This window comes from Halomonas sp., assembly GCF_052095695.1.
Taxonomy (GTDB): Bacteria; Pseudomonadota; Gammaproteobacteria; order Pseudomonadales; family Halomonadaceae; genus Vreelandella.
Genome location: NZ_JBQDLQ010000069.1, coordinates 1 through 18,169 on the forward strand (window position 1 = coordinate 1; position 18,169 = coordinate 18,169).

Annotated in this window: 18 protein-coding genes and 1 other RNA gene; 7 read left to right on the top strand and 12 right to left on the bottom strand. The window is 55.8% G+C overall.

The features are described 5' to 3' along the window. Positions 1–172 precede the first annotated feature (172 nt). Positions 173–1,198 carry an aspartate carbamoyltransferase gene (locus ACTH5D_RS13195; protein ID WP_441671989.1) on the top strand — a complete coding sequence of 342 codons (1,026 nt, stop codon included), beginning with the start codon at positions 173–175 and terminating at the stop codon, positions 1,196–1,198. Here the strand turns inward: ACTH5D_RS13195 and ruvX are convergent, their stop codons facing one another. The 7 genes from ruvX to ACTH5D_RS13230 form a co-directional block, all read right to left on the bottom strand. Then, positions 1,199–1,654, bottom strand: coding sequence for a Holliday junction resolvase RuvX (ruvX, locus tag ACTH5D_RS13200; RefSeq protein ID WP_441671991.1), 456 nt, complete (start codon positions 1,652–1,654; stop codon positions 1,199–1,201). Beyond that, positions 1,654–2,211: a YqgE/AlgH family protein gene (locus ACTH5D_RS13205; RefSeq protein WP_441671993.1), complete on the bottom strand. Its 558-nt coding sequence runs from the start codon at positions 2,209–2,211 to the stop codon at positions 1,654–1,656. Before ACTH5D_RS13205 ends, ruvX begins: the two co-directional genes overlap by 1 nt. A 71-nt stretch (positions 2,212–2,282) precedes the next feature. Next, positions 2,283–3,239, bottom strand: a complete 957-nt coding sequence (gene gshB, locus ACTH5D_RS13210; protein WP_441671995.1) for a glutathione synthase — start codon at positions 3,237–3,239, stop codon at positions 2,283–2,285. A 75-nt stretch (positions 3,240–3,314) separates the two neighbouring features. Beyond that, positions 3,315–4,007, bottom strand: coding sequence for a CvfB family protein (locus tag ACTH5D_RS13215; protein ID WP_441671997.1), 693 nt, complete (start codon positions 4,005–4,007; stop codon positions 3,315–3,317). Between the two features lie 124 nt (positions 4,008–4,131). Further along, positions 4,132–4,887 (bottom strand): 16S rRNA (uracil(1498)-N(3))-methyltransferase, encoded by a 756-nt coding sequence (locus ACTH5D_RS13220; RefSeq protein WP_441671999.1) that lies wholly within the window; start codon positions 4,885–4,887, stop codon positions 4,132–4,134. A gap of 3 nt (positions 4,888–4,890) precedes the next feature. Further along, positions 4,891–5,391, bottom strand: coding sequence for a protein-export chaperone SecB (secB, locus tag ACTH5D_RS13225; RefSeq protein ID WP_441672001.1), 501 nt, complete (start codon positions 5,389–5,391; stop codon positions 4,891–4,893). 41 nt (positions 5,392–5,432) lie between these two features. After that, the gene (locus tag ACTH5D_RS13230; RefSeq protein ID WP_096276627.1) at positions 5,433–5,855 is read right to left on the bottom strand and encodes a rhodanese-like domain-containing protein; all 423 of its coding nucleotides are present in this window, start codon (positions 5,853–5,855) and stop codon (positions 5,433–5,435) included. Between the two features lie 202 nt (positions 5,856–6,057). On the opposite strand from ACTH5D_RS13230, the gene gpmI reads away from it, so the two are divergent. From gpmI to ACTH5D_RS13245, 3 genes are all read left to right on the top strand, one after another. Beyond that, a complete protein-coding gene (gene gpmI, locus ACTH5D_RS13235; protein ID WP_441672003.1) occupies positions 6,058–7,650 on the top strand; it encodes a 2,3-bisphosphoglycerate-independent phosphoglycerate mutase in 1,593 nt (530 codons plus the stop codon). Continuing rightward, on the top strand, positions 7,651–8,796 hold the full coding sequence (locus ACTH5D_RS13240; protein ID WP_441672005.1) for a murein hydrolase activator EnvC family protein: 1,146 nt from the start codon (positions 7,651–7,653) through the stop codon (positions 8,794–8,796). Positions 8,797–8,948: 152 nt separating this feature from the next. Next, positions 8,949–10,259, top strand: a complete 1,311-nt coding sequence (locus ACTH5D_RS13245; RefSeq protein ID WP_441672007.1) for a S41 family peptidase — start codon at positions 8,949–8,951, stop codon at positions 10,257–10,259. On the opposite strand, the gene ACTH5D_RS13250 is transcribed toward ACTH5D_RS13245, so the two are convergent. From ACTH5D_RS13250 to ACTH5D_RS13265, 4 genes are all read right to left on the bottom strand, one after another. Beyond that, positions 10,256–11,551, bottom strand: a complete 1,296-nt coding sequence (locus tag ACTH5D_RS13250; RefSeq protein ID WP_441672009.1) for a UbiH/UbiF/VisC/COQ6 family ubiquinone biosynthesis hydroxylase — start codon at positions 11,549–11,551, stop codon at positions 10,256–10,258. The genes ACTH5D_RS13245 and ACTH5D_RS13250 overlap by 4 nt on opposite strands. Before the next feature lie 25 nt (positions 11,552–11,576). After that, positions 11,577–12,806, bottom strand: coding sequence for a 2-octaprenyl-6-methoxyphenyl hydroxylase (gene ubiH, locus ACTH5D_RS13255; protein ID WP_441672011.1), 1,230 nt, complete (start codon positions 12,804–12,806; stop codon positions 11,577–11,579). 90 nt (positions 12,807–12,896) lie between these two features. Next, a complete protein-coding gene (gene pepP, locus ACTH5D_RS13260) occupies positions 12,897–14,237 on the bottom strand; it encodes a Xaa-Pro aminopeptidase (protein ID WP_441672013.1) in 1,341 nt (446 codons plus the stop codon). A 20-nt stretch (positions 14,238–14,257) separates the two neighbouring features. Then, the gene (locus ACTH5D_RS13265) at positions 14,258–14,836 is read right to left on the bottom strand and encodes a UPF0149 family protein (RefSeq protein WP_441672015.1); all 579 of its coding nucleotides are present in this window, start codon (positions 14,834–14,836) and stop codon (positions 14,258–14,260) included. Positions 14,837–14,994: 158 nt separating this feature from the next. On the opposite strand from ACTH5D_RS13265, the gene ACTH5D_RS13270 reads away from it, so the two are divergent. The 3 genes from ACTH5D_RS13270 to ACTH5D_RS13280 all read left to right on the top strand — a co-directional run bounded on the left by ACTH5D_RS13270 (position 14,995) and on the right by ACTH5D_RS13280 (position 16,199). After that, the gene (locus ACTH5D_RS13270) at positions 14,995–15,294 is read left to right on the top strand and encodes a cell division protein ZapA (protein ID WP_441672017.1); all 300 of its coding nucleotides are present in this window, start codon (positions 14,995–14,997) and stop codon (positions 15,292–15,294) included. Between the two features lie 53 nt (positions 15,295–15,347). Continuing rightward, a non-coding RNA gene (ssrS, locus tag ACTH5D_RS13275) (6S RNA) lies at positions 15,348–15,531 on the top strand. A gap of 38 nt (positions 15,532–15,569) precedes the next feature. After that, positions 15,570–16,199: a 5-formyltetrahydrofolate cyclo-ligase gene (locus ACTH5D_RS13280; protein WP_441672019.1), complete on the top strand. Its 630-nt coding sequence runs from the start codon at positions 15,570–15,572 to the stop codon at positions 16,197–16,199. 433 nt (positions 16,200–16,632) lie between these two features. Here the strand turns inward: ACTH5D_RS13280 and ilvA are convergent, their stop codons facing one another. Beyond that, positions 16,633–18,147 (bottom strand): threonine ammonia-lyase, biosynthetic, encoded by a 1,515-nt coding sequence (gene ilvA, locus ACTH5D_RS13285; protein WP_441672021.1) that lies wholly within the window; start codon positions 18,145–18,147, stop codon positions 16,633–16,635. Between the last annotated feature and the right edge of the window lie 22 nt (positions 18,148–18,169).

Here is an 18,169-nt window from a genome sequence, read left to right on the forward strand (position 1 = left end):
CGGATGCGTACTTTACGGACTCGCTCACGGATTGGCAAGGGCTATGGTGAAAAAACTGTAAAAAGAACGATTGGGCCGTTATTTGCTAACTGGCATTCGTAGGTAAAACCCCTTCGGCACACCCCTCATTGGCGGTTACACTAGCGTATCTACCACCCTGCCGAGGTCCCTTATGAGCCACCATCTGCTAACTGTCGATTCATTAAATCGCGAAAGCGTTGATCACCTATTACGCGTCGCCGCGCGCATGGAGCCGATTGCCCAGCGCCGCCAGGTGACACGCGTATTAGAAGGGGCGGTGCTCGGGAATCTGTTTTTTGAAGCTAGCACCCGCACGCGGGTAAGCTTCCATACCGCTTTTTGTCGCTTGGGCGGCAGCGTATGTGACACGACCGGTTTTACCTTCTCATCGATGGCAAAGGGGGAGTCGCTTTACGACACCAGCCGCGTAATGAGCGGCTACTGCGATGCTATCGTGATGCGCCATCCTGATCAGGGATCCGTCGCAGAGTTTGCGGCCGCGACCAATGTACCGGTCATCAATGGCGGAGACGGCCCTGGCGAGCATCCCAGCCAAGCGCTGCTGGATCTTTATACGATTGATAAGGAATTTCAGCGTCTGGGGAAGTCTCTTAACAGTGCGCATATTCTGCTGACAGGCGATTTAAAGTACGGCCGCACGGTGCATTCACTGATTAAGCTACTGTCACTTTATGATCCGTTGCGCATTACTCTGGTGTCACCGCCAGGCCTGGAGATGCCTTCACGACTCATTGATCTAGTTGCATCGCGCGGTCACCGCATTGAGCAGCGGGAGTCATTGGCCACTGACTTTGCAGACCTGGACGTGGTTTACACCACGCGCATTCAGAAAGAACGCTTTACCGACGAAATGAATGAGAGCTTCCAAGGACTCTCCGATGACTTTATGGTCAATCGCGACTTTCTCGATCAGCGCTGCGGCCAGAGCACCATCGTGATGCATCCGCTGCCCCGCGATAGCCGCCCTGGCGCCAATGATTTGAATGTAGATCTTAACGGCGACCCGCGGCTGGCGATCTTTCGCCAAACCGATAACGGCATTCCCATGCGTATGGCAGTTTTCGCAACGCTACTAAAGGTCGACGAACTGATCGAAAACGATCTGCGACCCGTGCGCTGGTATGTTCCCGCCCAGATAGGCACGCTGGATCGCTAGCTACAAGGAAAGACGCCCGCCAGGCAAGCCTTCCTGGTGGGCAAACCAACCTTCAAGAATAAGAATAGCGGCAATACCATCGACACTGTCTTGACGATAGTTGCCTTTATGGCCTGCCTCGCGAGCGATCATTTTCGCCTCCCGCGTAGTACCGCGCTCATCGACCATTGCACACGGTTTACCGAAGCGGCCATGTAAGCGATTACCGAATTTGCGGGCGCGAATACTCATCTCAGACTCGGTACCGTCCATATTAAGCGGTAGTCCTACCACTAACAGATCCGGCTGCCACTCATTGAGCAGCCGCGCAACGATGTCCCAGTCGGGAATGCCCGCGCGCGCCGTGAGAGGCGTCAACTCACGGGCGCTACGCAATAGCTCATTGCCCACGGCAACGCCAATGCGCCGGATTCCATAGTCAAAGGCAAGCACTAAGCGTTGGCCCTCATCGGCCATTACGCGTGCCCCGCATCTCGAGTCATCAGATTAAGGTCTACGCCTAATAAGCCAGCTGCGGCCGTCAATCGCTCGACGGGTGGCGTGTTAAACAACACGTGGTGCTGGCCTTCTACGGTCAACCAGGAATTTTCTTTGAGCTCATCCTCAAGCTGCCCAACATCCCAGCCCGCACAGCCTAGGCAGACTAAAAACTGCTTAGGACCATCGCCCTCGGCGAAAGCCTGCAAAATATCCAGCGACGTGGTGAGAGCAATACCATCTTCCACCTGAACACTAGAGTCCCACTGCTGACTATCGCCAACGTGCAGAATAAAGCCGCGGTCTTTATGCATGGGCCCACCGTAATAGACCGGTGCATTACGATACGGACTTACTTCACCACCCAGCTCTAATTGATCAAATAAAGCTTCCAGCGTGATCTCCAGCGGGCGGTTAGTAATCACCCCCATACAGCCGTTGTCATCGTGATCGCAAAGATAGATAAGGCTACCGGAAAAATTAGGATCTTCTAGATGTGGCATGGCCATGAGAAAGTGATGTTTCAAACTTTGCATGCGTCTCCCACCGCCTGCAGGGGCTCCAGCAGGCGTAGCGTAATAAATGAGTTAGAGGGTGCAGCCCTCGTTTAGGCTAAGCGGCGCTCAATGGCATCCAGCAGCAAACCGGCAATATTCGTACCGCGCTGATCGTCAATTTCACGCACGCAGGTGGGGCTAGTGACGTTGATTTCCGTAATATAATCACCGATCACATCTAGCCCAACGAACATTAACCCCTTCTCTCGGATCATTGGCTGTACCTGCTGAATCAGCCAGTGGTCGCGCTCGGTTAGCTCACGGCTAACGCCACGCCCGCCGGCAGCCAAATTGCCGCGGGTTTCGCCCGCCGAGGGGATGCGTGCCAACCCGTAGGGCACCGGCTCGCCATCAACAAGCAAAATACGCGTATCGCCGTCTTTAATTTCCGGCAGATAGCGCTGCGCCATAATTTGGCGCTGGCCCCGCAAGGAAAGCTGCTCAATCACGGCACCAATATTGCGACCTTCTGGGCCAATATGAAAAATGCCCGTGCCTCCCATGCCATCAAGCGGCTTGAAGATCACATCGCCATGCTCAGCGTGAAAGGCACGCAGCACATCATCGCGGCTGGCCACGATCGTGGGCGCGCAGCACTGAGGGAACTGCTGAGCAAACAGTTTTTCGTTGCACTGCAAGAGCGCCGCGGTAGGGTTCACTACCAGAACGCCGTCACGCTCAGCAAAGCCCAGCAGATGTACCGCATTGGTAAAATCGGCATCCACCGGTGGGTCTTTACGCATCAGCACCACATCCAGCTCGACCAAAGGGCGAGCAGAAGGCTCACCTAAGTCATACCAGTGGTCAGGGTTACGGTGCACGGTCAAAGTGCGCATACGCGCGTAGGCTTGCCCTGCGTTTAAGAAAAGATCTTCCTGCTCCATATAGTGCAGGGTATAGCCACGCTCTTGGGCGGTCCACAGCATGGCAATGGTGGTATCTTTCTTGTAAGCGATGTCGCTGATGGGATCCATCACAACGCCGAGATGCAAATTTGAGTGGCTCATCAGGCATTTTCCAAACATAAATAATTGACGCTCAGTATGCCGTACTGCCCGTCCGGCTCCAACTGCCCCAACTCACTACTCGCTAAGAGCACCGGGCACTAAGCGAATAGCATCAGGTTCTAAGGTAATCAGCTGCTGCTTATAAAGTCGCCCAACCGCTTGTTTAAAAGCGCTTTTGCTGACGCCTAGCCGGGCTTTAATTTCATGCGCCGCACTTTTATCGCCCAACGCCAAATAGCCACCACTCTCACGCAGTGCCTGAATAATTTTATCGCCGACGATATCTAAGCGCGCGGCACCTGGCGGCAACAACGAGATATTCAAGCGGCCATCTTCACGGCGCTGCTTAACATAGCCTTTAACGGACTGGCCTCGGCGCAGCGGCTGAATAACGTCATCCTGATAAATGAGCCCCCAGTAGCGGTGGTTCACAATGACTTTCATGCCCAGATCGGTGCGCTCGGCCACCACCACGGCCACTTCATCGCCTTTTTCAAGCGCCCAGGCGTCATCGGTCAAAAAACGATCAAGTTTCATCGACGCCACTGGTCGCCCCTGGTCATCGCTATACAGCATGACCAAAACACGCTTACCTGGATCAGGGCGAAAATGTTGCTCGCTAAACGGTAGCAACACATCCTTAGGCTGCCCCCACTGTAAAAACGCCCCGACGTTATTAACGGCCGTTACCGTTAGGTACGCCACCTCACCCAACTGGGCGGATGCATCGCTAGCGGATCGAGGAGAGGAGTGTGACTCGCGGACCATGGGGAACGTCCTTCAAAAAATAGACCAGGATGACGGTGTCTTAGGGAGTACGCTAAAACGCGAAATTTGGGGATCAAAAAGCCATTACAGAGGATAGCTAAAAGCTAGAAATGAAAGTGAGTACTTACAAATCTCCAAAATAATGCTGGAGAAGAGTAAGTGCCACGACAGGAGCGGTTTCCGTGCGTAAAACGCGCGGACCAAGCGTTAAGGACGTAAAGGAGGCGACCTGTGCAGCGGCGATGTCGCTGTCACTCAAACCGCCTTCTGGGCCAATCAGCAGCGCCACCGCAGCGGGGCGAGTATGCTGATCAAAGGCATTACCCGTAGCCAAGTGCAGCATCAAGCGCAGCGGCTCTTGACGCTCTTCCAGCCATGCAGACAGCGCCATTGGCGCATGTACGCAAGGCACCACGGCGCGCCCACTCTGCTCGCAGGCACTAGCAGCAACCGCCTGCCAGTGCGCCAGCTTTTTATCTTCACGATCGCCTTTCAAACGCACATCACCACGCTCTGTGTAGAGCGGCGTGATGGCCGCAACGCCCAGCTCAACGGCCTTTTGGATAGCATAGTCCATGCGATCCCCTTTAGAGATCGCTTGACCTAAATGCACCGTTAACGGCGACTCGCCGCTGCCCGCCCACACGGCCTCAACATGCGCCAGCGTCTGCTTACGACTCACCGCCGCCAGCCGTACGCCGGCCTCCTGCCCATGGCCGTCAAACAGCACCAGAGGCGCGCCTTCAGCCATGCGCAATACCCGAGTGACATGGCGAGCAGGCCCTTCAGGCAATGCAACGTCGCTGCCTGCTACAAAAGCAGCAGGCACATAGAGGCGCGGCATTTTGCCATGCTGGGCGTACCAGTCAGAGGCGTGCATCGCTTAGTGCGTATTCTCAGCGGCTTGCTTAGCTTCGCGCTGTTTGCGCTGGGCGTACATTGCTTCGAAGTTAACCGGTGCCAGCATCAGCGGCGGGAAGCCGCCACGATTGACCAGGTTATCGACGCACTCGCGGGCGTAAGGAAACAGCAGGTTCGGGCAGAAAGCCCCCAGTGTTTGCTCCAGCTGCGCGCCTTCAATTCCTGCAATGCGGAATAAACCTGCTTGCTCAACTTCCGCTAGGAAAGAGGTAGTGCCGGTTTCACTGTCATTCACCTGGGCCGTCACTTTGACGACTACTTCGTACTGATCATCGGCAATTTTAGTGCTGGTCGTATTCAGATCCAAATTGACCTTCGGCTTGAACGACTGTTTAAACACCGACGGTGAATTAGGCGCTTCAAACGAAATATCTTTTACATAAATGCGCTGCAGCGAAAACTTAAGCTGCGGTTTTTCATCAGCTGCGGCACCAGCCTGCGGGGTGTTGTTATCTTCCGCCATGAGAAAACTCCTGATTATTTATTAAATAAAGATAGCAATGCTTACTTTTTAACCACTGGCAGGCCATCGCCTTGCCACTGCGCCATGCCACCCTTCAACTTAAAAGCTCGCTCGAAGCCAGCTTTCGCAAGCTTGGCCTGCGCGGCACCCGAGCTCTGCCCGTGCTTGCACACCACAATGATCGGCTGGGCTTTGACTTTTTCCAGTTCGTTCATGCGGCTATCGAGGTTGCTTTGCGGAATGTTGCGCGCCCCCGCGATATGCCCGGCTTTGAAGTCTTTGTTTTCACGGATGTCCAGCACCACCGCGTCTTCACGGTTAATGAGCTGAGTGGCCTGGGTTGAGGTCAACGCATTGGTGGAAGCACTGCGCGTTTCGTAGACAAGCCACGCTATCAGTACCAGCAAAAATGCCCCAACGAGCAGGGGGTGGTTCTGTACGAATTCGAACACTTGATCGATCATCGCGAACACAATCTCTTGGTCAATGCAGAAAAAAGCGGCCTAACCGCTGCCAAAACGCGACAAGTATACACGTCCGATAGCCTCCCGCGCAGGCCTTGATCATGACGCCTGGCAGTTACCTGCGTTATGATGCCCCAAGCGTGCGCCCGTCGCGACCCTGAATTATCGAGTCGGTCGACTTGCCAATCCCAACGAGGTTTTCATGGACACTTCTCGCACCCCGCGCCCGGTGGCGCTGATTATTCTTGACGGCTACGGCCACAACCCCGACAGCGCCCACAATGCGGTGGCGTCTGCCGCTACCCCGGTGATGGATACGCTTTGGGAAAATCGCCCCCACGCCTTCGTTCATACCGACGGTCTTCACGTAGGTTTGCCCGACGGCCAAATGGGTAACTCTGAAGTCGGGCACATGAATATTGGTGCTGGGCGGATTGTTTATCAGAACTTCACTCGTATCAGCAAAGCGATTGAAGACGGCGACCTAGATTCAAACGACAACCTCACGCAGCCAATTGATGAGGCCGTCGCGAATAATCGCCCGGTACACTTAATCGGGTTGCTGTCTCCGGGCGGCGTTCATAGCCACGAAGGCCACTTTATCGCCCTGGCCGAGCTCGCTGCGCGGCGCGGTGCTCAGCGTATTTTTATCCACGCCTTTCTCGATGGCCGCGATATGCCACCGCAAAGCGCCCTGCCCTCCATTGAGCGAGCCAACGACCGTTTAGCCGAGCTGGTGGGCGCTGACAACGGCTTCGTCGCGTCGATTATTGGTCGCTTCTACGCCATGGATCGCGACAATCGCTGGGAACGTGTTGAGCAAGCCTATCGCTTGCTCACGGATGGCCACGCGGAGCATTACGCTGCCAGCGCCGAGGCAGCGCTAGACGATGCCTATCAGCGCAGCGAAACGGATGAATTTGTGGTCGCAAGCAGCGTGCTACCCACGGGCGGCCCTCACGACAACGCTATTACCCTGCAAGATGGCGACGCCGCCATTTTCCTTAACTTTCGCGCCGATCGCGCGCGCGAATTAACCCGCGCCTTTGCCGAGCCCGACTTTAAAGGCTTCGAGCGTCGAGCTTGTCCTAAGCTTGCCGGTAAAGGGCTGGTGATGATGACCCAGTACGCGGCGGATATTCCTGCGCCTGCGGCGTTTCCGCCGTCTGATCTCAGCGATACCTTAGGTGAAGTGGTGGCCAAACGCGGCTTAACGCAGCTGCGTATTGCCGAAACCGAGAAGTATCCGCATGTCACCTTCTTCTTTTCGGGTGGCCGCGAGGATGCGTTTGATGGTGAAACACGCACTCTCCTGCCCTCGCCGCAGGACGTTCGTACTTACGACGAAAAGCCTGAAATGAGCGCCTATGAGATTACCGACAAGCTCGTAGAGGCCATTGATGGCGGCAGTTTTGATCTGATTATCTGTAACTATGCCAATGGCGATATGGTCGGTCACACTGGCGACTTTGACGCCGCGGTAAAAGCCATTGAAACGGTCGACATATGCGTAGGGCGAGCGGTTGACGCTATCGAGCGCGCGGGCGGCGCCTGTTTAATTACCGCCGATCACGGCAATGCCGAGCAGATGGTGCATCCGGAAACAGGCGCCCCCCAAACCGCGCATACGACCTTTGTGGTGCCGCTTATCTACGTCGGTGAGCGGGCGGCCTCGCTGAAAGAAGGCAGGCTATGCGATCTGGCACCCACACTGCTAACGATGATGAACCAATCTCAGCCCGAAGCGATGACCGGCAAACCATTAATTCACTTTCAGTCTGACACTCAGCAATAAATGCAGCGTACACGGCGATACTCGGCTGTGGTTGTCCTTCTGGCGCTATGCTATGCGCCAACCGGATTGGCCCAACAGGATGAAAGTACGGCGCGCCAGCAGCTCGATGCGATCGGTCAAGAGATTAAGTCGGTTGCCGAGCGTCTTACGTCCACCGGCAAGGCGCGAGACAGTGCCGAACGTGAGCTGCGTGAAGTCGAAACAGAACTGGCCGAAACGCATCAACGCTTAGACACTCTGCAGGCCGAGCGGCGTCAGCTTAATGACGAAACGACCCAGCTCCTTGAGCACCGTGACCGGCTGGAATCTGAGCGCGCCAGCCAGTATGCCGCGCTTGGCCAGCAGCTTTCTGCGCTTTACCGGCTGGGCCCAACGCCACAGCTCAAGCTGCTGCTTAATCAAGGCAATCCCGCTGAGCTTGACCGTATGCAGGCGTATATGAATCGTCTGACCGAGGCACGTAATCGTCGGTTAAGCGACATAGCGCGTCTTGATACGGCCTTGGCTGATACTCAAAATGCGCTAGGTGAACGCCAAGCCCGCCTTGATTTGCTCGCCGAGGAGCTAGAGGATCAAAGCGCTCTATTAGCCCAGCGGACGACTGAGCGCCGCGGCGTTGTTTCCAACTTGGATGACCGCTACGGCAGCGAAGAGGAGCGTCTGGCCGACCTTAACCAGAGCCGTGCAGAAGCGGAAAGCGTTCTGCGTAACATCCAGGCCGAGATGGCTAAGCTTGCTGAACCAACACCAACGACGCATATTGTCAGTACTCGAGGCGACTTGCCGTGGCCAGTACAAGGCTCCATCAGCAGTGATTTTCACTATCGCGACGGCGTGCACTATAACGGTATTGTGATTCAAGCCAGCGCCGGTACGCCAGTGGCGGCCGTTCACTCTGGCCGCGTAGTCTTTGCTGACTGGATGCGGGGGTTTGGTAACCTGCTGATTATCGATCACGGCGATCAGATTATGACGCTACACGCTCACTTACAGCAGTTCAGCGCAAGGCCGGGGCAGCAAGTCAACCGAGGTGATGAAATTGGCCGTGTCGGCGATAGCGGTGGCCAGAGTCGTGCGGCGCTTTACTTCGAGGTTCGCCGCGGCGGCGAACCAATTAACCCACAGCGTTGGATTGCACGCCGCTGACGGGATAAGCTGCATAACTATTGACGGTTTTAGCTACCGTGTTAACGACCTTTTAATAACAATTTTCAACGACCGTTTTTTCAGTGACAGTGTTTTAGTTTTTTCAACTACAGGGTGGCGCTACAGCGCTACCTATCGCCTGCGGAGTCTGCATGACGCTATCTGTTACCGGGGTATTAGCCCCCGCCAAGCGTTTCTTGGCCACCCTGCTCCCGGTTGCTTTATTGTCGGTTCCGCTACCGCTGTTCGCTCAATCCAGCACTAGCGGGGCGAATCAAAATGCCGGCGATACGTTGCCATTAGAAGAGATTCAGACTTTCGCCGAAGTGTTCGAGCGTATTAAGCGCGCGTACGTTGAAGACGTGGATGATCGCACGCTGCTGCGCAACGCCATGCGAGGCATGCTTAGTGAACTGGATCCGCACTCGGCCTACCTGGATGAGGAGGAGTACCAAAGCCTGCGTGAATCGACCCAGGGCGAGTTTGGGGGCATCGGGATTGAAGTCGGCATGGAAGATGGCCAGCTCATGGTCATTACGCCCATTGATGACACCCCCGCGTCACGCGCAGGGCTGCTGTCTCGCGATATTATCGTCGCCATTGACGGCATGCCCACCGCGAATCTGTCGCTTCAGGAGGCGGTGACGCTAATGCGCGGCGAGCCGGAAAGCGAGCTGCGCATGAGCATACTCCGTTCAGGCGAAGACACTCCGCGGGAATTCATCCTAAAACGTGAAATTATTCGCAGCGAAAGCGTTAAGCATGAGCTGCTTGAGTCTGGTTATGGCTACCTTCGCATTAGCCAGTTCCAGTCGCGCACTGCGGAACAGGCTCGCGACGCACTGGCAATGATGGCCCGTGAACAGCCGCTAGAAGGGCTGGTGCTCGATTTACGTAATAATCCTGGCGGAGTGCTTCAGGCTGCCGTAGGTATTGCCGACCTGTTTCTCGATCAAGGGCTAATCGTGTATACCGAAGGGCGTCTCTCGGATACCGCCATGTCGTTTTCCGCCTCGTCCAACACCCCCGCTGGCAATATCCCGCTGGTGGTGCTGATCAACGGCGGCAGCGCCTCGGCCGCCGAGATTGTGGCGGGTGCGCTGCAGGACCAGCGGCGCGGCATCATTATGGGAACCGACAGCTTTGGTAAAGGGTCGGTGCAGCAGATTATGCCGCTGGGTAATGGTGAGGGGCTAAAGCTCACCACCGCGCTTTATTACACCCCTAATGGGCGCTCTATTCAGGCCCAAGGCATTGAGCCTGACGTCGAAGTCGTCCGCGGGCGTTTAGAAGTCGACGAAAGCCGTCGTGAAATTCGTGAGGCGGATCTTGACGGGCATCTAAGCGCTCAACAGGCACCGCGTGACCGCCAAGAAATGGCCGAGCGTCTGCTTGACGATTATCAGCTCAGCGAAGCGCTTAACCTGTTGAAAGCACTTAACGTGGTTGATCGCCGCCGCTAACGGCAGGTAAGTGGCAGGCGGCCCCGCTCTCCGGTCGCCTGCCGCATTAGCATCCGCTTTAAGGGCACTTGCTGATTCATACCGCTCATGCCCAGGTTGCGCGCCAGTGTCAACACAGGATGATGACTGCCGAACAGCACTTTAAACCCCTTCATCAACGCCAGCATGGCAGCGTTATCAAAGCGTCGCCGGCGCTCATAGCGTTTTAGTGTGCTTATCGCCCCCCAAGGTGCGCCGCGCTGCCAGGCATGCACGACCTCTTCAGCCAGTACCGCGGCATCCATAAGCCCCAAATTGACACCCTGACCTGCCAGCGGGTGAATGCTGTGGGCAGCGTCACCGACCAGTGCAAAATGCTCTTGAACATACTGACGAGCATGGCGCTGCACAAGCGGAAAACGATGCGTCTGATCGCAGACCGTAACAGAGCCTAGGCGGTAGCCTAACGCTTGGGCCAGTGCATCGCCCAGCGCTGAGCGAGAGCTACCGCACAGCTCAGCTGCATGCTCCGGGGTTGTCGACCATACAATTGAGCAGTAGCGATCGTCGCCCGCCACCGTTAAGGGCAGAAACGCTAGCGGACGGCCATCGATAAACGCTTGGCGCGCCGTACCGCCGTGCGGCTTAGCGCACTGCACGGTGGTCACTACCGCGTCTTGCTGCATAGCATCGCTGGCCACGTCAATGCCGGCCATTTCGCGCAGTGACGAATGCGCGCCATCGGCCGCCACGATCAGCGGGGCATGTAGCTGGCGCCCGTCATCCAGCACCAGCCAACCCCCATCGGCCTGCTTATTGGCCTTCTGATTGGCGCGTTGCAAGGCCTCAATACTGACACCAAAAAACGTCGTAACGTTAGGATGATCGATCACCTGGCTATTGAGCGCGGCTAGCGTGACCGCATTTTCCACAATATGCCCCAATACCAGCACGCCCGCCTCATCGGCAGAAAATGCAATGTCACCGCTGCCCTCAGCATCCCAGACCTGCATACCGCGATAAGGTGTTATCCGGGTTTGCTGCATCGCAGGCCAAGCTCCCAAGTGCGTCAACAACCGCTGTGAAACCGGCGTTAATGCGCTGACTCGCGGGGCAGGCAGCGCGCTAGCTGCCTGCTTCAAACTAACGGGTGTGGGCTGTGCTTCAACAAGTGCCACCCGCATGCCCGCTTGAGCCAGCAGCGCGCAAAGTGCCGTGCCGACCATGCCGCCACCGACGATAACGGCCTCAAACCGCTCAACCAGCGGTGCTCCTGATGCAGCATTCATCTGCCATGCAGTGTTCGTGTGCATAGTTTTGTGTTCCTTGTTTGCGGCACTAACGCTCTAACCCCATCGCGCGTCTCGCAAGGCTACGACGCAGCGGCCCGATGAGGTTCAAGCCAATTAATCCCGCAGCGCGAGCGTGGGGCAGTAGCGGAAAAGAAAGGCCAAACAGACGCACTAAGCCATCACTAAAGCGGATCACGTTAGCGCGATCCTGGGAGCGCTGCTGCTCGAAAGCTAGCAGGGTCGTTATATCGCCCAATGGCCTTTGATCAAGCGCGCCTTGTTCTAGCGAATCGGCTAGATCCATGACTCCGCGCAGCGCCAAATTAAATCCTTGGCCGGCAACCGGATGCAACGCGTGAGCAGCATTACCTAATACGGCAAGCCCTGGGCGTACCGGCTCGTCAGCAGTCACCAATGAAAGAGGATAGACGTGACGAGCCCCTACTCGGGTGAAGCGCCCCACACGATCGCCAAAGGCATGCTGTAATTGCAGCAGAAAGTCACGCTCAGACAGCGCCAGCCTTGCTTGCTCGCTACCGCTGGGATGCGTCCATATCAGCTCCATGGCCTGCCCGGGAAGCGGTAGCAATGCCATAGGGCCCAGCGGTGTAAAGCGCTCGTAAGCAACGCCTTGATGGGGCTGGCTAACACCCACATGAGCAATTAAGGCGGTTTGCTCATACGATTCGCGACGACTGCCGATGCCCAGCTGCTCTTTAAGTCCCGAGCGGCCACCATCCGCCAGCACCGTTAGCCCTGCCGTTAATTGACTACCATCGGAAAGCTGCAAATGATGCCCGCCCGCCACGGGCGTAAGCTGCTCAACCGTGGCGGGGCAGTGCCAGGCTAGCGGCAGCTGAGTAAGATGCTGATGAAGTACGCGCCCCATCCATGCATTGGGTATCACATGGCCAAGCGCGGCGATACCCAGCTCATCAGCGCTTAGCCGCGTCGCGCCTAAGCGGCCGCGCTCACTGATATGGATACGCCGTATCGGTGTTGCCTCGCGACGCATCGCCTCCCAAACACCCAGCTGCTGAAAGCGCTGCACAGAACCTTCCGCAATAGCGCTGGCGCGAGCATCAAAGCTGGGCTGCCACTGCGTTTCCAACGGTTTCGCCGGTAGTGGAGCAGATTCGACAATCGCTACCCGCCAGCCATAGCGCTCTATCAACGGTGCCAGGGCGCAGCCTAAACTTGCACCGACCAACCCTCCCCCGATGATCACAATGTCATGAGTCAATGGTTGCTCAGCCGCTGAATCAGACTGCTGCATTGGCTTTCCCCTCTCATTACCGCCACCCAAAGGCAACTAATAATTCGTAATGTAAATTACATAAAGGCTATTATAGAGATTTTGAATTGCTTAATTCTTAGCCATTAATGCTTCAATTTCATTTATCTGCTTAGGCGCATCGGCCGTCAACACTTCGTGACCATGGCTTGTCACCACCACATTGTCTTCAATGCGAATGCCGATACCGCGAAAGGCAGCAGGAATGTCGTTATCGCCAGGTATGTAAAGGCCTGGCTCAACGGTAAGCACCATGCCAGCCATCAATGGTTGGGGCGTCTGCTCGTCTAGCCGATAGGCCCCGACATCGTGCACATCTAGGCCTAGCCAGTGTGACGTTGAATGCAGATAAAAACGGCGATAGCTCTCGTCATCAATGCGCGCCTGAACCTCTCCATCCAGCAGGCCCAACGCTATCAGCCCAGCCGTTAAATCGTGCACCACGCCAGTGTGGATATCTGCAAGCGATACTCCCGGCTGAATAGCATTCACGGCCTTTTCTTGAGCGGTTAATACTACTTGATAGAGTGCTCGCTGAGCGTCACTAAATTGCCCAGTGACGGGAAACGTGCGGGTAATATCCCCAGCGTAAAGATCGAATTCGGCACCGGCATCAATGAGTACTAATGACTCATCGGCGAGCAGCGCGCTGTTCTCAATATAGTGCAGTACACAAGCGTTGGCACCGCTGCCAACAATCGTGCTGTAGGCGGGGCCGCTGGCGCCTTGCCATACAAATTCATGCTCTAACTCGGCCTGTAGCTGATATTCGCTCAGCCCAGGCCGCGATACCTGCATGGCGCGCCTATGGGCGCGGGCTGATATCACCCCCGCATGTCGCAGCAGAGCAATCTCAGCATCACTTTTAATCAAACGCATGGCATGAATCAACGGGCTCACGTCCAGCCAGCCTTTTAGCGGCGGCTTTCCGCGCCTTAGCCCTGCCTGGGCTGACATCAACGCATTTTCTGCAATGGCCACGGCCTCGGCGCTGTCTAGAGGTAAATAAAGCAGCTCACACTCGGCTAACAGTTCGGGCAGCCGCTCATCGCGGTCAGCGTTTTCAAACGCCTGATCAATTCCATGTTCTGAGATCACGCCGGCAGCGCCCAAGCGGCGCCCTGTCCACGCCTCTAGAGTAGGATCCCGATCCTGACAGAACACCACGCTCTCATTGCCGGCTTTTCCGGGGAGCAGCAGCAATAGCGCATCGGGCTCCCGAATGCCCGTGAGATAGTAGAAATCGCTGTTCTGCCGAAAGGCGAACTCACTGTCGCGTGACCGGGTCACTAGCCCGGCACCTACAAGAATAACGGCGGCGTTATTCGGCAACTGGGCCATTAAGGCGTCGCGGCGGCGGCGATATTCAGCCACGCCTATCGCAGATGGCCGAGGTAACAACTCAGGCAGCATAAAGCCTCCAAGCAGCAGAATTAATGAACGGGTGCATCAGTTTGTTCTACTTGCGGCATGCCGGGGTGCTGCTCAGTGTAAAGCAGCATAGCAGCCATGCGGACATGCTCGGTAAGCGCAAAAAGATCGTTTTCGTTTTCGGGGCTGTCGTCGATATCGGTCTCCATTCGGCTGACCCCCTCTAGGTCCTCAATTGCCTCGCACAGCGCTTGCGACCAGCGCTCGCGCAGCTCGTTATCGGCCACTTCATCGACCACTTCGATAAAGCCTTGCGTCCATTCTTTAAGCCCCTGCGCCTGCTCTCCTAAAGAGAACAATTCATCGGGCAGCAGCGGCGTGTAATCCAGATCGCTGGCGCTTAACGCCTCCAACGTCTGGCGCCGCCAGCCTAGTAGGCGCTCGGCGCTGGCAGGATCACGGGGCTGCTCAATGCCCAGGCTCTGGCAAACCTCTTCAAGCCATGTCGCTGCGCCAACATCGCGCAGTGCTAGCAAAGCGCAAAGGCGGCCATCTAAAAATGCCGGTGACTGCATGCTGCCATGCAGTAAGAAAACATCCGCTACGTCAGAGAAATCCTGGCGCTCATCAATCAATGACATCGTTTCACTTGCTCCACTGGATAGGTTGGGATCGTATTGGCGATAGTGCTTACGCGTTGACCGCGTGCAAGCGCCTCTCTTATAGTGAGCGACGTATATCTTCCTATGCTGTGATGTTAACGCATTGGGCCCCTTGCTGGCCCGTGCTGGAGTCTTTGATGAGTAACGCCAAGCGGCCAACCAAAGAAATAACCCTGTTAGGGCGCGGTTATGTCATTGCCTGCGACACGGGCGAAGAAGCCAAACTAGACCGTGCCGCGCGCTACCTAGATCGCGCTATGCAAGGCATTAATGCGCAAAGTAGCGCCCTGGGAAGTGAGCGTGTTGCTATCATGACAGCGCTCAATATTACCCGCGAGTTGCTCGAAGCAATAGATGAGCACCGTGCTGGCGAGGCAAATCTTAATCGCCTTAACGATCGACTTGACCGGGTGCTCGCCAAAACCCGTCAACGCTAGTTAACGTTTTAACCAACACTTTGGCATTAGCCACGGCTCTGTTAGGATGACGGAGTTCTCTGGGGTGTACGCCAGTCGTTATAGTCCCTCGAGCCTATGCGCAGTACCCAGGGGGCCAAATGCTAGCCAGCCCCGTGTGCATGTCCGTGCGTCGGAAAGCCTGACGGTCTGGCTGCGGCCACCCACCTTGAACCAGTAGGTTCAGGGCCAGAACGGCAGCGGCACCTTGGAGAACACCTCTGTATGAGCATAAAGATATAGGGGAATAGCGGTTTATGAACAATCTCCATCACGCTACCGCACTACCCGACGTTGATAAGCGCGCGCTACGCCGCTTTTTACGTCATCAGCGCAACGCCCTTTCCCAGCAAGAGCAGCATGTTGCGGCACAGCGCCTGTGTCATCAGCTTAAAACCCTGCCTGAAATTCGCCGCGCGCGACGCTTAAGCCTATATCTGCCTGTTAACGGCGAAATCGACCCAAGCCCGCTCCTTGCTTGGTTATGCAAGCGACAGGTGGATGTGTACTTGCCCGTTTTACGGCCCTTTAGTGACAATAATCTTTGGTTTGTTGCCTACCGCTCGGACACTCCCATGATCAAAAACCGCTTTGGCATTTGGGAGCCTAACCAGCGATTTAGCGCCAAGCGTTGTAATCGCCTGCCCGCCTGGGCCTTAGACACGCTCATCGTGCCGCTGGTGGGGTTTGACGCCCAGGCCAATCGCATGGGCATGGGTGGCGGGTTTTATGACCGCAGCTTAGCGTTCATGCACCGCCCCGGCCCTTCACCGGCCCTGATCGGCGTCGCCCACGCGTGCCAGCAAGTCGCTTCGCTGCCGATTGAACCCTGGGACGTGCCTTTAAAGGCCGTGGTGAGCGACCAAGGCTGTGTAAGCCGTCGATAAACTGCCATAAAAAAAGCTGATTCTGTCAAGAATCAGCTCATATGCTGCCTATCAATTGCACCTTATCGATTAATGGCGCTGCTGCAAAACGCTGTGGATTAACTTCCCGACAACGCCTGCGCATACCCCGTGGCGAGCACTCCTAATGCAAACACCACCATCAACGCCATCACCATATCAGGCTTCTTCCGCCGCATGCCGTTTCTCCAACACCTTTATTGTTACCGAATGCCTTAAACCTGCCCTCTATTTCCGATTAAAACGTCGTGACAGATTCGATTAATATCGGCCACGACTATAGGGCTATAAGGGCACCGTTGACAACAGCATAACCAACATTTTTTCATACTTAATGACACCTTTTCGTTAACAAATGCTGCCTAGCTGCTCTAGCGTTCAGGGTAAGCAACCACTTACACTGGTACAAACAATATTAGGCCATGAATAAGCGATAAGAGGGGTTATCACTCTCCCGCCAATAGCGATAGCCAATAGCGTCTAAATGCTCAGCCACATGAGATCTGTCGCCATTAGGCACTTGCATGCCCACCAGCACACGACCATAGGCAGCGCCATGGTTGCGATAGTGGAACAATGAGATATTCCAGTCATGGGGCAGCTGGGTAAGGAAGTTCATTAGCGCGCCCGGGCGCTCAGGGAACTCAAAGCGATAGACTTCCTCTTCAAAACGCTCGCTGGGGCGTCCGCCGCTAAGGTGGCGAATATGCAGCTTCGCCAACTCGTTATCGGTAAGATCTTCTACCTGATAGTCATTTTCACAAAGTTTGTCGATCACCGCCTGGCGGTCTTCTCCACCCGGCTTCACCTGGACCCCCACATAAACATGCGCTGCAGTGCTGTCGGCATAACGGTAGCTAAACTCAGTCACCATACGCTTGCCTAGCGTACGGCAGAACTTTTTAAAACTACCGGGTTTTTCGGCAATGGTGACCGCCAGGATCGCTTCGCGCTGTTCGCCTAGCTCCGTGCGTTCGGCAATGTGCTGCAGACGGTCAAAATTGGTATTTGCACCGGAGTTAATGCACAGCAGCGTTTGCCCTTCAGCACCGGTTTGCTGAATATACTTTTTCAGTCCTGCCAGCGACAGCGCACCAGAGGTTTCCGCCACGGCCCGAGTGTCCTCAAAAATATCTTTCACCGCCGCGCACATTTCATCGGTATTGACGGTAATGACATCATCAACCAGGTCTTTCACTAGCGAAAAAGGCACCTCGCCAATTTGCGCTACCGCGACGCCTTCGGCAAACACGCCCACTTGATCGAGCACGACCCGCTCCCCGGCTTCGAGAGCCGCTTTGAGGCATGCGCTGTCTTCGGCTTCCACGCCTATCACTTTGATATCGGGACGCAAATATTTAACGTATGCCGCCACGCCGGCAATCAGCCCGCCGCCGCCAACCGGTACAAAGATGGCATCTAGCCGCCCGGCGTGTTGGCGCAAAATCTCCATCCCCACCGTGCCCTGCCCAGCGACCACATCAATATCGTCAAAGGGGGGAATATAGGTATAGCCATGCTCGCTAATCAGCTCCTGGGCATGCTCCGCCGCCGCAGCGAAGGCATCACCTTTAAGTATGACCTTGGCGCCCCGAGCGCGTACCGCCTGCACTTTAATCTCGGGCGTGATACGCGGCATCACAATCACGGCCTTAACACCCATGAGCTTCGCGGCCATGGCAAGCCCTTGCGCGTGATTACCGGCAGAAGCCGCAATCACACCTTTGTCTTTTTGCGCCTGGGTTAGCTGCGCCATTTTGTTGTAAGCACCGCGAATCTTAAACGAAAACACCGGCTGTAGATCTTCACGCTTAATCAGAATTTGGTTATTGAAGCGACGCGACAAAAAGGGAGCAGGGGAAATCGGGGTCTCACAAGCGGCTTCATAAACGCGGGCTTGGAGGATCTTTTTGACGGTTGCTTCTAGCATGCGGGTATCCCAAGGGAAGAAC

Coding starts and splice junctions, on each gene's coding strand:
- ACTH5D_RS13195 (WP_441671989.1), top strand. CDS start 173: ATGAGCCACCATCTGCTAACTGTCGATTCATTAAATCGCGAAAGCGTT.
- ruvX (WP_441671991.1), bottom strand. CDS start 1,654: ATGGCCGATGAGGGCCAACGCTTAGTGCTTGCCTTTGACTATGGAATC.
- ACTH5D_RS13205 (WP_441671993.1), bottom strand. CDS start 2,211: ATGCAAAGTTTGAAACATCACTTTCTCATGGCCATGCCACATCTAGAA.
- gshB (WP_441671995.1), bottom strand. CDS start 3,239: ATGAGCCACTCAAATTTGCATCTCGGCGTTGTGATGGATCCCATCAGC.
- ACTH5D_RS13215 (WP_441671997.1), bottom strand. CDS start 4,007: ATGGTCCGCGAGTCACACTCCTCTCCTCGATCCGCTAGCGATGCATCC.
- ACTH5D_RS13220 (WP_441671999.1), bottom strand. CDS start 4,887: ATGCACGCCTCTGACTGGTACGCCCAGCATGGCAAAATGCCGCGCCTC.
- secB (WP_441672001.1), bottom strand. CDS start 5,391: ATGGCGGAAGATAACAACACCCCGCAGGCTGGTGCCGCAGCTGATGAA.
- ACTH5D_RS13230 (WP_096276627.1), bottom strand. CDS start 5,855: ATGATCGATCAAGTGTTCGAATTCGTACAGAACCACCCCCTGCTCGTT.
- gpmI (WP_441672003.1), top strand. CDS start 6,058: ATGGACACTTCTCGCACCCCGCGCCCGGTGGCGCTGATTATTCTTGAC.
- ACTH5D_RS13240 (WP_441672005.1), top strand. CDS start 7,651: ATGCAGCGTACACGGCGATACTCGGCTGTGGTTGTCCTTCTGGCGCTA.
- ACTH5D_RS13245 (WP_441672007.1), top strand. CDS start 8,949: ATGACGCTATCTGTTACCGGGGTATTAGCCCCCGCCAAGCGTTTCTTG.
- ACTH5D_RS13250 (WP_441672009.1), bottom strand. CDS start 11,551: ATGCACACGAACACTGCATGGCAGATGAATGCTGCATCAGGAGCACCG.
- ubiH (WP_441672011.1), bottom strand. CDS start 12,806: ATGCAGCAGTCTGATTCAGCGGCTGAGCAACCATTGACTCATGACATT.
- pepP (WP_441672013.1), bottom strand. CDS start 14,237: ATGCTGCCTGAGTTGTTACCTCGGCCATCTGCGATAGGCGTGGCTGAA.
- ACTH5D_RS13265 (WP_441672015.1), bottom strand. CDS start 14,836: ATGTCATTGATTGATGAGCGCCAGGATTTCTCTGACGTAGCGGATGTT.
- ACTH5D_RS13270 (WP_441672017.1), top strand. CDS start 14,995: ATGAGTAACGCCAAGCGGCCAACCAAAGAAATAACCCTGTTAGGGCGC.
- ACTH5D_RS13280 (WP_441672019.1), top strand. CDS start 15,570: ATGAACAATCTCCATCACGCTACCGCACTACCCGACGTTGATAAGCGC.
- ilvA (WP_441672021.1), bottom strand. CDS start 18,147: ATGCTAGAAGCAACCGTCAAAAAGATCCTCCAAGCCCGCGTTTATGAA.